Raw genomic sequence first — 13,747 nt, forward strand, 5'->3', positions numbered from 1 at the left:
TCATCAAAAATTAAGTCTGTGGGGGGTGGGGGGGGTTCCCAGAAGTCCTCGAAATCTTCTTCTATCAGTGCCGGAGAGGTGGCAGTTTCGTCGCTTTTGGCAATCGTCATTTTTTCGGCCTCTCTAGGTGGGAGTATCCATGTTTTTGCTGATTATTGATCCTATGTTACATCAGAATTTAGGAGTCAGTCCCGATGAAAAATTTTTCACCCCCACAGATGAAAGAGGTTTCCTTCCCTACACCCCACACCCCACACCCTCTTTCAAGTCAGGAGATAGATAGGAGTTGAGAAAATTATCTTCGCTTAACAATGATCAAAACTTTTCTTCTGGGTGCGTTACATTGGGCTAACACACCCGAATAATATTCTTAAGCTAACTAAAAAACTTGGCTTTATCTTTAACTAATTTTGTCCCGATTCCGGCGGCAATGACTTCGGAGAGAATGCTAATTAAACGATAGATAGCAACGGTGATAAGTACGTTAGCGGCGGGAAAGTTTTCTGTGTCTAAAAGTGCGATTGCTGTGGCTTCAAAAACTCCTAATCCCCCCGGCGCTCCGGGGACAACTAAACCCAATAACCAAGCAAAACTAAAGGTTCCTAAGAGGGGTAAAATCTGAGCGGGGGTAATCATTTTTAACACCATCCAAGCTAAAATAAAACCCGCACCGCGCCACAATAAAAATCCAGTTTCACCCAAGAGAGGGACGAGAGGATATTTAGTTAGATAAACAGGTTCTTGAGCAATCTTTTTCTTTTGGCTGAGGATTTTCAGAGGATAATTTAAAAATTTGGGATGAATGCCGATTAAAATTAATCCTAAAACTAATATCTGTATCCCTAGACTTGAGCTAGATTTCATCCAACCTAAACCACTACCAATAACTGCTATGGCTAAGGCTGCACACACCAGCAATAAAAGTTCTAATAAAACGCTTAAACTAGCGGTTCCCCAATCACTTCCTGCTTTATTAATTGCCACAATGCGAGCATAAAAGTGGCCGATATTACCGGGTAGATATTTTCCTAAATTGGTAATCATATAGATGCCAATTCCTGTGGAGGTTTTAATCGGTTGTTGATAGCTTTTGAGTATCCATGTCCACACCCATCCTGCCCAAATTTGAGCGATAACGGTGGTTACAAGTGCCAAGAAAAGAAATAACCAACCATGATTTTCAATTCTAACTGAGGTGACGTTATCCCAGTTATTTTTAAGGTTACTGAGAACAAAAAATAAGGTTCCCCCAATAATCAGCCAACGTAGAAACTTTTTCAGCATTTCATTTTTTCCTTTATTCATTTTCTGGGGGGAACCAATCGAGATCAAGAAGATTTTCTAAACTGTAGGGACATTCCCCAGGAAAACTAACTTGATTATCGGTTTTTTCTCTAACATAATTTAAAGCTTTCTGGTAAATACGAGGTAATTCTTGAGTGAGATAATTGCGGAGATTAGTAGTTAAATAAGTGTCGATCTGGTTTTTGAAATTGACGATTTCTGAACGCCAATGACTACGATTATATTCTCTTTCACTTGTCCAAAATTGTAATAATAAACAATCTCTAATAATTTGCTCTAATAAACTGGCAACACGAAACTTTTTTTCGTTTCCCAAGTCTTCTAATTCCTCGATTAAGTTTTCTAAGTCTAAAGCGTCAAATCTCTTCGCTTTTAAGAGTTCGATAGTTTCTTCCAACCAGAGGGAATCATCAATCTCGTAGAGAGTTTTTAAGTCGGGAATAACAGTCATTTTTTATCTCCTTTATTCGTATGGTGGTAGCCAATTGGGATCGAGAAGTTCTTCTAAACTGTAGGGACAAGTATTAGGGAAAGTAACTTGATTTTTTGTCTTTTTTCTCACATAACGGATTGCCTTCTGATAAATATTATCAAATTCTTGTTCTAAATATTTCCGTAAACTTGCCGTTAGGTAGGTATTTAATTGATCTTGAAAATTTACCAGTTCTGATTCCCAATGACTTTGATTATATTCTCTTTCCCTTGTCCAAAATTGCAGTAACAAAGCATGACGAATAATTTGCTGTAAAAAACTGGCAACACGAAACTTTTTTTCGTTTCCCAAATCTTCTAACTCCTCGATTAAATTATCTAAATCTAAAGCGTCAAATCTCTTCGCTTTTAAGAGTTCGATGGTTTCTTCCAACCAGAGGGAATCATCAATTTCGTAGAGAGTTTTTAAGTCGGGAATAACAGTCATTATCATCTCCTTTATTCGTAAGGTGGTAGCCAATTAGGATCGAGAAGTTCTTCTAAACTGTAGGGACAAGTATTAGGGAAAGTAACTTGATTTTTTGTCTTTTTCCGCACCAAGAAAACTGCATCTTCATAAATATTAGTTAATTCATTTTGTAAATAATTACGGAGATTGGTGGTTAAGCGTCTTTTTAGCTGAATTTGAAAGTTGACTATTTCTAACTCCCAGTGATCCTGATTATATGCTCTTTCCTCTGTCCAAAACTGTAGGAGTAAACAATGTCTAATAATTTGCTGTAAAAAACTAGCAACACGAAACTTTTTTTCGTTTCCCAAGTCTTCTAATTCCTCGATTAAATTATCTAAATCTAAAGCGTCAAATCTCTTCGCTTTTAAGAGTTCGATAGTTTCTTCCAACCAGAGGGAATCATCAATCTCGTAGAGAGTTTTTAAGTCGGGAATAACAGTCATTATCATCTCCTTTATTCGTAAGGTGGTAGCCAATTAGGATCGAGAAGTTCTTCTAAACTGTAGGGACAAGTATCGGGAAAGTTGACTTTATTATCGGTTTTTTGACGAACATATCGCACGGACTCAAAGTAAATTTGCTCAAATTCCTGTTCTAGATATTTACGAAGATTTGTGGTTAAATAACGTTTTAGTTTATCTTTAAAACTAACTATCTCTGCTTGCCAATGAGCTTGATTATATTTTCTTTCACTTGTCCAAAATTGTAATAATAAACAATGTCTAATAATTTGCTGTAAAAAACTAGCAACACGAAACTTTTTCTCGTTTCCCAAGTCTTCTAACTCCTCGAGCAAGTTTTCTAAATCTAAAGCGTCAAATTTTTTCGCCTTGAGCAGTTCAATGGTTTCTTCTAACCAGAGAGAATCATCAATTTCGTAGAGAGTTTTTAAGTCGGGAATAACAGTCATTTTTTATCTCCTTTATTTGTAAGGTGGTAGCCAATTAGGAGCGAGCAGTTCTTCTAAACTGTAGGGACAAGTATCGGGAAAGTTGACTTTATTATCGGTTTTTTGACGAAGATAGCGAAGGGCTTTTTCATAAATAGTTGCCAAATTATGTTCTAGATAATTTCTTAAATTAGTCGTCAAATAAGTATTAAGTTCATCTTTAAAATTGATAATTTCTGAACGCCAATGAGCCTGATTATATTCTCTTTCACTTGTCCAAAATTGTAATAATAAACAATCTCTAATAATTTGCTGTAAAAAACTAGCAACACGAAACTTTTTCTCGTTTCCCAAGTCTTCTAACTCCTCGAGCAAGTTTTCTAAGTCTAGCGCTTCAAAATTTTTAGCCTTGAGCAGTTCGATAGTTTCTTCTAACCAGAGAGAATCATCAATTTCGTAGAGAGTTTTTAAGTCTAGAATAACAGTCATTTTTTATCTCCCCTAGAATTGGCAATAGTGACCAGTTAAACCGATCACTAAAGCTTTTTTCCTGTTTATATACTAGATAATTTTAGCGGAGCGCAGACCGAAAAAGAGACCGAGGGCAATTCCGGTAAAAACGATCAGATAACCCGCCAAAGCAGCAACAGCTAACACAGACATGGTGAAAATCTCCCAAGTAATTTAATCTTTTTTAGCATTGTACCGTTATTCTTGCCCTTCCCCTTCCTCGTCTTCTATATCTTCCCCAAAGCGCTGCTGGGGGGGGATTGCGGCGACAATTGCCTCGATTACCTTGCCGACTGGAACAATTTCTAAGCCCACATCTTCGGGATAAACTTGACCTCTAGGGACAATCGCCCGTTTAAAGCCCAATTTAGCCGCTTCTTTTAATCTTAGTTCCATTTGCGACACTAAGCGGACTTGTCCGCCTAATCCCACTTCCCCGATTAAGACTGTGCGCGGATCCACGACTCGATCGCGAAAACTGGCGACAACAGCGATCGCAACTCCCAGATCCGCCGCCGGTTCTTCCACTCCCAACCCTCCTGCGGAGGCAACATAGGCATCTAATTTCGATAAAGGAATGCCGACGCGCTTTTCTAAAACGGCGAGAATTTGCTGTAATCGGTTGTATTCTATGCCCGTGGTCGATCTTCGCGGGGAAGCGTAGCTGGTGGGGCTAACTAATGCCTGTAACTCCACCACAATCGGGCGTGTACCTTCACAGGCTACCACCGTCGCCGTACCGGGGGAAAATTCGTCGCGATTGCCTAAAAACAATTCTGAGGGGTTTTCCACTTCCACCAAACCGTGATCCACCATCTCGAAAATACCGATCTCATGGGTTGCCCCAAAACGGTTTTTCACGGATCTTAAGAGACGATGGGAAGCATAGCGATCGCCTTCAAAATATAACACCGTATCGACCAAATGTTCCAAAACTCGCGGACCGGCGATCGCCCCTTCTTTAGTAACATGACCGACAATCAATAAAGTAATATTCTCCCGTTTTGCCACCTGCATCAAGGCGGAGGTACATTCGCGAACTTGGGCGACAGATCCCGGTGCGGAAGTTAAGGCCCCAAAATAAAGAGTTTGAATACTGTCAATTACCGCCACCTGTGGGCGTAGAGATTCTAATTCTCGCAAAATTTCCTCTAAATCGGTTTCTGGCAGAACATAGAGATGATTATCGAGTTCTGAGGTTGATTCAGAGGCTTTTTTCTCCTTGCCATTGCCGTTATTTTCCGACTCCACGGCAACCACTCCCACCCCCAAACGGGCAGCCCGCAGTTTAATCTGTTGTCCCGATTCTTCGGCGGAAACGTAGAGGATGCGCGGTAATCTTTGGGCGAGTTGGTTGGTAACTTGCAGTAAAAGCGTTGATTTGCCGATGCCCGGATCGCCGCCGATTAGTACAAGAGAACCGGGGACAATGCCACCACCGAGAACGCGATCGAATTCCCCGTAACCGGAGGGAAAACGTTCCTGTTCATACTGGGTAATTTCCGAGAAGCGCACCGAGATGCGCGGTTGGGGGTTGCGTTGCCCTTTGCCGTTATTTGGGCGACTATTTTGCCATCCTGGGCGATTTACCGCCGGATTATTGCCACCAGCCATCACTTGTTCTTCTAGCGTCCCGTAGGTGTCACAACTGGGGCATTTTCCCAACCATTGGGGAGATTCCGCCCCACAAGCACTACAGATATATATTGTTCGCGATTTCGCCATGTTTTTTAAGAAAAGTTGAAGAAAAGCGGTTTGGGGATCAATTCTCTTGTCAAATTTAATTAAGTATGATAGGGGGGAAGGAAGACCATAAAGTTATTGATAATTGCCATAAAAGAAATAAAATAGGAAATTTAGGCTTAATGATAACGGCAAAAGGATATTCTATAAACAGGAACGCTCGTTATTTAACTTTAAAATTCATCACACTATTTAACTAAGGAGTGTTAATTCAGTTGGAGAACCAGAAGGAAAAAATTCTCGTTGTTGATGATGAAGCCAGCATCCGTCGTATCTTAGAGACTCGTTTGTCGATGATTGGTTATGAAGTCGTCACCGCCGCCGACGGCGAGGAAGCTTTAGAAACCTTCCGCACCGCCGAACCCGATTTAGTGGTTTTGGATGTGATGATGCCGAAATTAGACGGTTACGGTGTCTGTCAGGAACTCCGCAAAGAATCGGATATTCCTATCATTATGTTAACGGCTTTGGGGGATGTGGCCGATCGAATTACCGGATTAGAATTGGGTGCCGATGACTATGTAGTTAAACCTTTTTCTCCCAAAGAACTCGAGGCGCGGATTCGTTCGGTGTTGCGTCGGGTAGAGAAAAATGGCGCCCCGGGGATTCCCAGTTCCGGTGTGATTCATATCGGTTCCATTAAAATCGATACCAATAAACGCCAAGTTTATAAGGGGGATGAACGCATCCGTCTGACCGGTATGGAATTTAGTTTACTAGAATTATTGGTCAGTCGCTCGGGAGAAGCTTTTTCGCGCTCGGAAATCCTTCAGGAAGTTTGGGGTTATACCCCCGAACGTCATGTGGATACGCGGGTGGTAGATGTGCATATTTCGCGTTTACGAGCCAAATTAGAGGATGATCCCAGCAATCCTGAGTTAATTCTCACCGCTAGAGGTACAGGCTATCTTTTTCAACGTATTCTAGAACCAGACGAGGAATAGTTCTCAGCTATGGCACAAGCTGATCCCAATCGTATTTTAAGACTGTTACCCCTGTTCGCCGGCATCGTCGGGGGTACGGTATTAATGTTTAATCGTTTTGCCACTGCCGATTTAACCCCATCGCAAGCGCGTTCCGATGTGATGGGAGTGATTTTGAGTGGGGTTTTAATTTTGGTGGGTTTAATCTGGCAAAGAGTTCAACCCCGCTTACCGGATGCTGTGGAATTAATCGGGCGCGAAGGCCTGGAATTTGCCCCAGATTTGCCAGAACAGGTTAAAATTGAGCTTGCTTGGGCTTCCCATTTACTTTTAACCAACACCGTGACAAAATCTCTGATCGTTTATTATCGGGGAGAAGTTTTATTACGTCGCGGTATCTTAAGCCAGAATTCTGAAGTTAAAGTTAGTAATATTATTAAAAGAGTTTTAGAAACCGGTAAAGCCGTTTATTTAGTTAATTTAAATTTATATCCCGCTAAAATCGAGTTTGACTATTTGCCAGAAAACAGCCAAGGCTTAATCTGTCAACCCATCGGTAAGGAAGGGGTGTTAATTTTGGCCGCCAATGCGCCGCGCAGTTATACTAAACAAGATGAAATTTGGATCGAGGGAATTGCTGATAAATTAGCCGACACTTTCAGTCAGTTTTAGACGATTTCAGTAAGATTTAAGAATTTGGTTAAGATGAGAGTAAACAGTTAGCGATCGACCTGTAGCTACAGCAGTTATCTCAATGGTGAGATAGCTATACTTTGCCGGCGGCGATCGAAGCTTTTAAAAATCGTTAACTGATGCCAAGCTGAATATTTTCTGGAATTTTATTCCTCTCCGGAGACTTCCAATGACTCTGCCAGTGAATTATCTTCAATTTCTATCTCATCAATTGTATCATCAGTTAAGCCCAACTCTTTCTTGGCGAACACACGCCTTGCACGACGATCAAGAATTTTGATAATATTGGTTCTATCTTGTTTAATTGCATCAATGTCTTCTTTTTGTATCAACACCATATAGTATCTCGATACTTCCATCATTCGATAAGCATACTGAAAAGCGTCTCTAGTAAATTCACCAGTAGTCACAATCATAACTACGTCAGACCCTGTTACGAAGGTCATACCAACTTCTTTGGCTAATACTTCTACATCTACTCGCTTTGTATTTTTACACTGAATTTGCCAACGATGATAAACAAAGCGGTCTGATGCTGCCAGAACATCTACTTCACCCTGTCCAGTTTCATAGTCTCTTTTCCGCCATTTTGTGAATCTAAGACTGGTTAGACGAATCATCCAAATCGCCAGCAGTTCAAGAGCTTTACCTTTAATATGTTTGTCGGGATTATCTAGGTCATTAACAACATCTTCAAAACTTCGATTTAGCTCGGTTTGGGAGATTTCTGTAATATCGGATATAGATTGTAATAATCTAGATAACAGTTCCATCTGTGATTTCTCGGTAAGCTTGACAAGATTAGGTTTCGCTCCTCGTCCACCAGTCGTTTTCTCAGTTGCAATTAAGCCGACTTTTACTAAAGGTTGAATAATATCCTGAACAAAAGATTTCGAGGGGAATCGTATTTTATAAACACTGGTGGCGTATCTGGTAATTTTATTCCACTCGGTTAGCTCAGTAATCGCCATCTGAAGCATAGCCAGTAAAAAATATTTTTGTTCGGAACTAAGAGTATAAAGCTCGTCAATATAGTCTTGATCGAGTTCCAATAGATCATAGACTCGATCCCAGTTAATCTCATAACTTTTCTCCAGGACTTTAGCTTCTTGTAACCATTGTCTCATGGTACTAACATAAGTACAATTGGTCGAGAGTGAATACCCCATTTCTTGAAGTTCGTAAGCGATGATTTCTAGCTGGGGTTTATCTCCCCTGCTATTAATTGCTTCTATCGCTTTTATTAGGGACATTCCAGTTAGGTTAACAAGAATATGGCGAGCAAAAATTGAGAAAACTGTCTCAGTATCTTGTTGATTGTCTAATATTTCATTAGCGATATCCGTGAGTCGATACTGCCAATCATCACCATCAATTGATTCAACCAACTTATAAGCACGAAGGGAAAGAAATGTATTCATGGCAAGTTTGCCACGATTCTCTCCTTTCTGTAGATCGTTTTGGCTGGAATGGCCAGCATAATAACGTTTAGCAATCTCATCCTGAAGCACCCGACGATCAGGAAGACAATCAGAACAAAGTTGTACTAATTCAGATACTTGAAATTGCTTAGGAGAAAACTGGTCGCCGTAGGTAAATCTGATGATTTTTTTGTCTGTCATACTATCATCGCTGGCAGGAAACAAATCTAACTGAACAAAAGGTTTCTGAGTATCCATGGTCAAGCTTTTGTCAAGACAATCATTAGCCAGTTCTAAGGCTCGTGCTTTAAGAGTTTTTCTATCCTTTATAGGAGCTACGACTAAAGGAGCATCTTGTTCAAATCGAAACTGCGACGCTATCATATAATCTTCATTTAATTCAAACGCTAACCAACGACGCTCAAGGGTTTCAGCTACTCGTCCTGTCATGTTTGAACCAGCAAAAGGATCGAGAACTAAATCACCAGGCTCAGTACAGAGACTAATAACAAATTCGGGTAAAGCTTGCGGAAATCTAGCAGGATGGGGTTTCACCCCTTCTTCCTTACATCTTCTTTGATAGTAATCATTAGATGCCGTGTTAGAAGCAGATATAACATTTACTGGCTGCCCTAAATCATTCTCTAAAATCCAGTTGAACTCTCCCAGGACTGGACTACCTATAGACGCGCCTCTTTCCTGAATAGAATCAGTAATAATATTTGGGGGAATAGCTCCTCCTCGGTCATTCTGAAATTTAGTAGAAATATCATGTCCTGACGGGCGCAGTTTTGCCTCATAGCCATTTTTAATCAGGTTTTTCATTGCCTCGCTATAAGGGCGTAAAACTCTCTTGTTATTTGCTTTCGGGTGCGGCTCCTTCGATAACCACCAAACGGTATTGACAGCATCCTTGACTCGTTCCCTCCTGACTGTCACCCATTCTGCCGGGGTAGGAAGTTTGGCTGGATTATACCAAAAAAGTTCTTGGGCGAGAAAAAAACCTAGTCCACCTGCTAATCTCGGTTTACAAAGTTCTATAACTAACTCGAAATGATACAGAGAACGCACGGGAAAACCTTTAAGCCAACTACCACCAATATCTATAACTAGGGAGCCTTTGGGCTTGAGAATACGATAAAATTCACCAGCAAATATTTTAAACCATTCAACGTAATCATCAGCGTCCACATTGCCATACTCTTTTTTTCTTACTAAGGCAAAAGGTGGGGAAGTACAAATCAAATCGACACTCTCATCCGGCAACTCCCCCATCAGTGTCAGGCTATTACCCAAATAAGCGGAACCAAGCCGAGTCTCATAATAGGGATTTCGGCTGATTTTGATTAAACCATCGTACTCAGTAACAATTGGCACTACTTTATTTTCTAGCTATTTTTCCTAACTTCTAACCCTGGTTATCGGTCAGGGGTCGATGTTTCTCGATCAAATCGATCGCTTGGGTGACACTTTCCGGGAAAATTACCACTAAACCACCCTCAGAAACCGTACTTAAAGCCTTCTCTAAAGCTTCCGTTTCATCGAGAATAACTTCCGGACGCAAACTGGCATTTTCTTGGCTAATTCCCCGGAGAATTAAATCGGCCACTTCCCCCCGGCGGCGACCGCGGGTATCGTTATCTTCCTTAACAATAATTCGATCGAACATAAGCGCCGATAATTTCCCTAATAAAATTAAATCATCATCACGTCGATCGCCAGGTCCCCCGACCACGCCGACTTTTTCCCCGGACCAATTGCCGACAAAACCGCCGACGGCTTCGTATCCGGCGGGATTATGGGCATAATCGATTAAAGCGTGATGGTGTCCCAAGTCAAACAGGTTCATCCTGCCGGGGGTCTGGGCCACGGAAGGTTTAAAGGTCCGCACCCCTTGGCGAATTAACTCGATATCGATACCCTGCACAAAAGTGGCTAAACAGGCGGCCAAGGCGTTAGCAATCATAAAAGGAGCCATTCCCTGCATAGTCACGGGAATATTGACCGCTTCCTCGATTCTCAGCGTCCATTCTCCCTCTAGAATCGACAGATAGCCATTCTCATAGATGGCGGCCATGCCACCCCGACGGATATGGTCGTGAATAATCGGGTTATCGGGACTCATGGAAAAATAAGCGACTCTTCCCTTGACTTTTTCGGCCATACTAGCGGTCAAGGGGTCATCGGCATTTAAAACCGCGTAACCCTCGGCGCTAACCACCTCGGCCACAACGCTTTTTACCTTCGCCATTTGTTCGATGGTGTCGATATCACCGATACCCAAATGGTCGGCGGCCACATTTAAGACCACCCCCACATCGCACTGATTAAAGGCTAAACCCGATCGCAGGATACCACCCCGGGCCGTTTCTAACACGGCAATCTCCACCGTGGGATCCTTCAAAATCATACTGGCACTGTAAGGACCGGTGTTATCGCCCTTTTCTACCAGATAATCATCGATATATACGCCGTCCGTCGTGGTAAATCCGACTACTTTCCCTGTTTGTCGGCAAATATGAGAAATTAAGCGGCTAGTGGTGGTTTTGCCGTTAGTTCCCGTAATCGCCAGAATTGGCACGCGACTGGGAGTCCCGGGGGGGAATAACATATCGATAACTGGGGCGGCGATATTGCGAGGTAAACCGCGACTAGGGGCGACGTGCATCCGAAAACCGGGGGCGGCGTTGACTTCTACGATCACCCCGTCCACTTCTTTCAGGGGTTTGCGGATATCATCTGTCACCACATCGATCCCGGCAATGTCCAAACCGATTAATTTTGCCACTCTTTGGGCGATCCAGACGTTTTCGGGGTGAATTTCGTCGGTACGATCCACGGCGATGCCGCCGGTGCTTAAATTAGCGGTGGCCCGCAGATAGGCGATCGCTCCTTGGGGTAAAATGCTGGTTAATTCATAGCCCTGTTTCTCTAGCACATTAAGGGCGGTTTTGTCAATAGTTATTTTAGTTAAAACGTTGGCATGACCGTCACCCCGGTTGGGATCTTGATTAGTAATTTCGATTAATTCTTCTACAGTTGAGCGCCCATCACCGACGACGTGAGCGGGAATCCGTTCGGCCACGGCGGCGACTTTGCCGTTTATGACTAAAATTCGGTGATCACTGCCTTTATAATACCTTTCTACGATCACGCTGCGGGTTTTCGAGGCGGCACTGGCTAGATCATAGGCTTCCTCTGCTTCCTGTTGATTTTTGATGTCGATGCTGATACCCCGGCCGTGGTTGCCATCGAGGGGTTTAATCACGATGGGAAACCCTCCCACTTCCTCGATTGCCGCTGACAACTCATCCAAGTATTGAATCACCGTACCCCGGGGGACTGGAATCCCACCATCCTTGAGGATAGTTTTTGTGCCTTCCTTGTCACAGGCCAACTCAACGGCTAAAATCCCCGAAAAACTGCTTAAAGTGGCTTGAATGCGCTTTTGGTGAACGCCATAGCCCAACTGCACCATGGCACGAGCGCTCAGGAGTAACCAGGGAATATTTCTAGCTTGTGCTTCTTTGACGATGGTTTCGGTACTCGGACCAAGGGCAGCATTATTGCATAAATCGCGTAAATCGGCTAAATCCTGGGCCAATTCTTCCTGAGGATAGGTTCCCGTATCGACAATTGATTGACACAAACGCACGGCAGCCCGACCCGCATAACGTCCCGCTTGCTCGTCAACGTACTCAAACACCACGTTATAGACTCCGGGGGTGGAGGTGGCTCTAGTGCGACCAAACCCGACGGGAGTTCCCGCCAGTTCCTGCAATTCTAGGGCGATATGTTCGATAATGTGGCCCATATAAGTACCAGTGCGGACTCGTTCAAAGAAACCGCCGCGATAACCGGGGGAGCAGTAATGTTCGACTAAACTGGGCAGAACGTCGATTAATCCCTCGTAAAAGCCGGGGATTTCATTCGATGGCTTCTCTGCGAGATCTTCGAGATCCAGACGCATAACAATGAGCTTGTCGCGACGAATACTCCAGTAGTTGGGACCGCGCAGGGTTTGGGTTCTGAGAATTTTCATTGAAAAACTGGGTCTGAAACCCCGCCCTTTAGCGATAGCGGAGGGCGGCTTTATATGAGTTAGTGAGAAACAATTAAACCGTTAGAACGACGAATTAACTGAATCTTGCTAACAGTTATCTGTCCCAATCGTTGACCATTGGCATCGCTTACAGATAGCTGTTTTTCGGTATCTCCACTAACATAACCAATTCCTTTAGGAGAAGAAACTAAATCTCCTTTACGGAACCCATGTCTTGTGGTAGAGCCACCATATTTACGTCGTTTCCCACCTTTAGAAAAAACCATCAGGTGAAGTTGACGACGACTAATAGGAGGACGTTTGATGACAGCAAAGGAAGCGTTTGTTACTTTAACAGAACCCTTCCAATCATATCCATGTCCATTAGTATTGTGAAATGGCAAATAATCTAAAAACTGAAAACAGGCAAGAGCAATTCCATCGTTAGCATGACTTTCTGGTGATTGTTCTGCTTTATTTTTGGACTTTTCTAGTCGCAAATGTTTTCTAAGATTAGAGGTTTGCCAACCAAAGCGAGTATGGACTGTTGCCAATCGAGACAGTTGCTCAATAGCCCATTTTTGTCCGACCATAACCGACGAAAAACCTTTTCCAGACTTAGCTCCTTTTCTACCGGAAGTTAAATCAACATCGGCTTTGATGTACTCAAAGTAAATATCGGTAATTGGATAGATTTTGGTTAGTTCGGAAACGACTCGAAGTTCAAGTTGACGATTAGCTCTAATTGAGGGAGCTAATTTTCCTTGTCTTCTATTTGAGAATCGTTTTTGTCGATGCGCTCTTAGATGAAAAGGAAGTTGGCGGTTAATCCGTCTTTTTCTACGTCCTCTTCGCATTAACCGTCTATTGTCCAGGCGCTCTCTTACTCGTTTAAAAGGAAGTTCTAAGTGAGCCTTCCAAAGAGTAAAAAGAGAGGATTGAACGCCAATTCCAGAGAATAATTTACCCTGGTCAATACCAATAGCAATCGGTTGGGTTTTGTTATCGGAAGGTTCATCGGTTAGCTGGACATAGAAAATATCTAAGTCGTTGAATTTACCGATAGCTTTTCCTTCCTTAATCCACCGTCTAGCCCGACTGGGTTTAGTGGGCATCAACGGTTTTCCCTCTTTTGATATAACAGGAACTCTTGCCATGGAGATAATCCTTAAGAGTGAAGTTAAAGTCCCTTACCGCAACACAATCAAGATGTCTTGTCTAACAACGCTTTACCAATAAAGCTGAGAGGGAATCCGAACTAGGGAAGTATTCGGAGGT

Annotated in this window: 13 protein-coding genes and 1 pseudogene; 2 read left to right on the forward strand and 12 right to left on the reverse strand. The window is 42.7% G+C overall.

Going from position 1 to position 13,747, the window contains the following annotated elements:
- The 9 genes and pseudogenes from O9332_RS28465 to radA all read right to left on the reverse strand — a co-directional run.
- Positions 1 to 110 (reverse strand): annotated as a pseudogene (locus O9332_RS28465) (Uma2 family endonuclease); the annotation flags it as partial.
- Between the two features lie 265 nt (positions 111 to 375).
- A complete protein-coding gene (locus O9332_RS18860) occupies positions 376 to 1,305 on the reverse strand; it encodes a lysylphosphatidylglycerol synthase transmembrane domain-containing protein (RefSeq protein ID WP_004266759.1) in 930 nt (309 codons plus the stop codon).
- Positions 1,298 to 1,756: a DUF29 domain-containing protein gene (locus tag O9332_RS18865; protein ID WP_002799586.1), complete on the reverse strand. Its 459-nt coding sequence runs from the start codon at positions 1,754 to 1,756 to the stop codon at positions 1,298 to 1,300. The genes O9332_RS18860 and O9332_RS18865 overlap by 8 nt, the downstream gene beginning before the upstream one ends.
- Positions 1,757 to 1,768: 12 nt before the next feature.
- Positions 1,769 to 2,224: a DUF29 domain-containing protein gene (locus O9332_RS18870; protein ID WP_012265410.1), complete on the reverse strand. Its 456-nt coding sequence runs from the start codon at positions 2,222 to 2,224 to the stop codon at positions 1,769 to 1,771.
- An 11-nt stretch (positions 2,225 to 2,235) separates the two neighbouring features.
- A complete protein-coding gene (locus O9332_RS18875; protein ID WP_288026864.1) occupies positions 2,236 to 2,691 on the reverse strand; it encodes a DUF29 domain-containing protein in 456 nt (151 codons plus the stop codon).
- Positions 2,692 to 2,702: 11 nt separating this feature from the next.
- Positions 2,703 to 3,158, reverse strand: coding sequence for a DUF29 domain-containing protein (locus tag O9332_RS18880; RefSeq protein ID WP_288026866.1), 456 nt, complete (start codon positions 3,156 to 3,158; stop codon positions 2,703 to 2,705).
- Positions 3,159 to 3,170: 12 nt separating this feature from the next.
- Positions 3,171 to 3,626, reverse strand: a complete 456-nt coding sequence (locus O9332_RS18885) for a DUF29 domain-containing protein (RefSeq protein ID WP_288026868.1) — start codon at positions 3,624 to 3,626, stop codon at positions 3,171 to 3,173.
- Positions 3,627 to 3,698: 72 nt separating this feature from the next.
- On the reverse strand, positions 3,699 to 3,800 hold the full coding sequence (gene petL / locus O9332_RS18890) for a cytochrome b6-f complex subunit PetL (RefSeq protein WP_002752397.1): 102 nt from the start codon (positions 3,798 to 3,800) through the stop codon (positions 3,699 to 3,701).
- Between the two features lie 45 nt (positions 3,801 to 3,845).
- On the reverse strand, positions 3,846 to 5,372 hold the full coding sequence (radA, locus tag O9332_RS18895) for a DNA repair protein RadA (protein ID WP_004266763.1): 1,527 nt from the start codon (positions 5,370 to 5,372) through the stop codon (positions 3,846 to 3,848).
- A gap of 233 nt (positions 5,373 to 5,605) precedes the next feature.
- On the opposite strand from radA, the gene rpaB reads away from it, so the two are divergent.
- Positions 5,606 to 6,334, forward strand: a complete 729-nt coding sequence (gene rpaB / locus O9332_RS18900; RefSeq protein WP_002781934.1) for a response regulator transcription factor RpaB — start codon at positions 5,606 to 5,608, stop codon at positions 6,332 to 6,334.
- 9 nt (positions 6,335 to 6,343) lie between these two features.
- The gene (locus tag O9332_RS18905; protein ID WP_004266764.1) at positions 6,344 to 6,985 is read left to right on the forward strand and encodes a cofactor assembly of complex C subunit B; all 642 of its coding nucleotides are present in this window, start codon (positions 6,344 to 6,346) and stop codon (positions 6,983 to 6,985) included.
- 167 nt (positions 6,986 to 7,152) lie between these two features.
- Here the strand turns inward: O9332_RS18905 and O9332_RS18910 are convergent, their stop codons facing one another.
- Genes O9332_RS18910 through O9332_RS18920 form a run of 3 tightly spaced genes read right to left on the reverse strand, consistent with a single transcriptional unit; the run spans position 7,153 to position 13,626 of the window.
- Complete coding sequence (locus O9332_RS18910) at positions 7,153 to 9,804, reverse strand: DNA methyltransferase (protein WP_004266765.1); 2,652 nt, start codon at positions 9,802 to 9,804, stop codon at positions 7,153 to 7,155.
- Between the two features lie 31 nt (positions 9,805 to 9,835).
- Positions 9,836 to 12,469, reverse strand: a complete 2,634-nt coding sequence (cphA, locus tag O9332_RS18915) for a cyanophycin synthetase (protein ID WP_288026872.1) — start codon at positions 12,467 to 12,469, stop codon at positions 9,836 to 9,838.
- A 59-nt stretch (positions 12,470 to 12,528) separates the two neighbouring features.
- On the reverse strand, positions 12,529 to 13,626 hold the full coding sequence (locus O9332_RS18920) for an RRXRR domain-containing protein (RefSeq protein WP_288026875.1): 1,098 nt from the start codon (positions 13,624 to 13,626) through the stop codon (positions 12,529 to 12,531).
- Positions 13,627 to 13,747: the final 121 nt, after the last annotated feature.

The sequence above is a fragment of the Microcystis sp. LE19-10.1B genome (genome assembly GCF_027530565.1).
Lineage (GTDB): Bacteria > Cyanobacteriota > Cyanobacteriia > Cyanobacteriales > Microcystaceae > Microcystis > Microcystis aeruginosa.

Coding starts and splice junctions, on each gene's coding strand:
- O9332_RS18860 (WP_004266759.1), bottom strand. CDS start 1,305: ATGAATAAAGGAAAAAATGAAATGCTGAAAAAGTTTCTACGTTGGCTG.
- O9332_RS18865 (WP_002799586.1), bottom strand. CDS start 1,756: ATGACTGTTATTCCCGACTTAAAAACTCTCTACGAGATTGATGATTCC.
- O9332_RS18870 (WP_012265410.1), bottom strand. CDS start 2,224: ATGACTGTTATTCCCGACTTAAAAACTCTCTACGAAATTGATGATTCC.
- O9332_RS18875 (WP_288026864.1), bottom strand. CDS start 2,691: ATGACTGTTATTCCCGACTTAAAAACTCTCTACGAGATTGATGATTCC.
- O9332_RS18880 (WP_288026866.1), bottom strand. CDS start 3,158: ATGACTGTTATTCCCGACTTAAAAACTCTCTACGAAATTGATGATTCT.
- O9332_RS18885 (WP_288026868.1), bottom strand. CDS start 3,626: ATGACTGTTATTCTAGACTTAAAAACTCTCTACGAAATTGATGATTCT.
- petL (WP_002752397.1), bottom strand. CDS start 3,800: ATGTCTGTGTTAGCTGTTGCTGCTTTGGCGGGTTATCTGATCGTTTTT.
- radA (WP_004266763.1), bottom strand. CDS start 5,372: ATGGCGAAATCGCGAACAATATATATCTGTAGTGCTTGTGGGGCGGAA.
- O9332_RS18905 (WP_004266764.1), top strand. CDS start 6,344: ATGGCACAAGCTGATCCCAATCGTATTTTAAGACTGTTACCCCTGTTC.
- cphA (WP_288026872.1), bottom strand. CDS start 12,469: ATGAAAATTCTCAGAACCCAAACCCTGCGCGGTCCCAACTACTGGAGT.
- O9332_RS18920 (WP_288026875.1), bottom strand. CDS start 13,626: ATGGCAAGAGTTCCTGTTATATCAAAAGAGGGAAAACCGTTGATGCCC.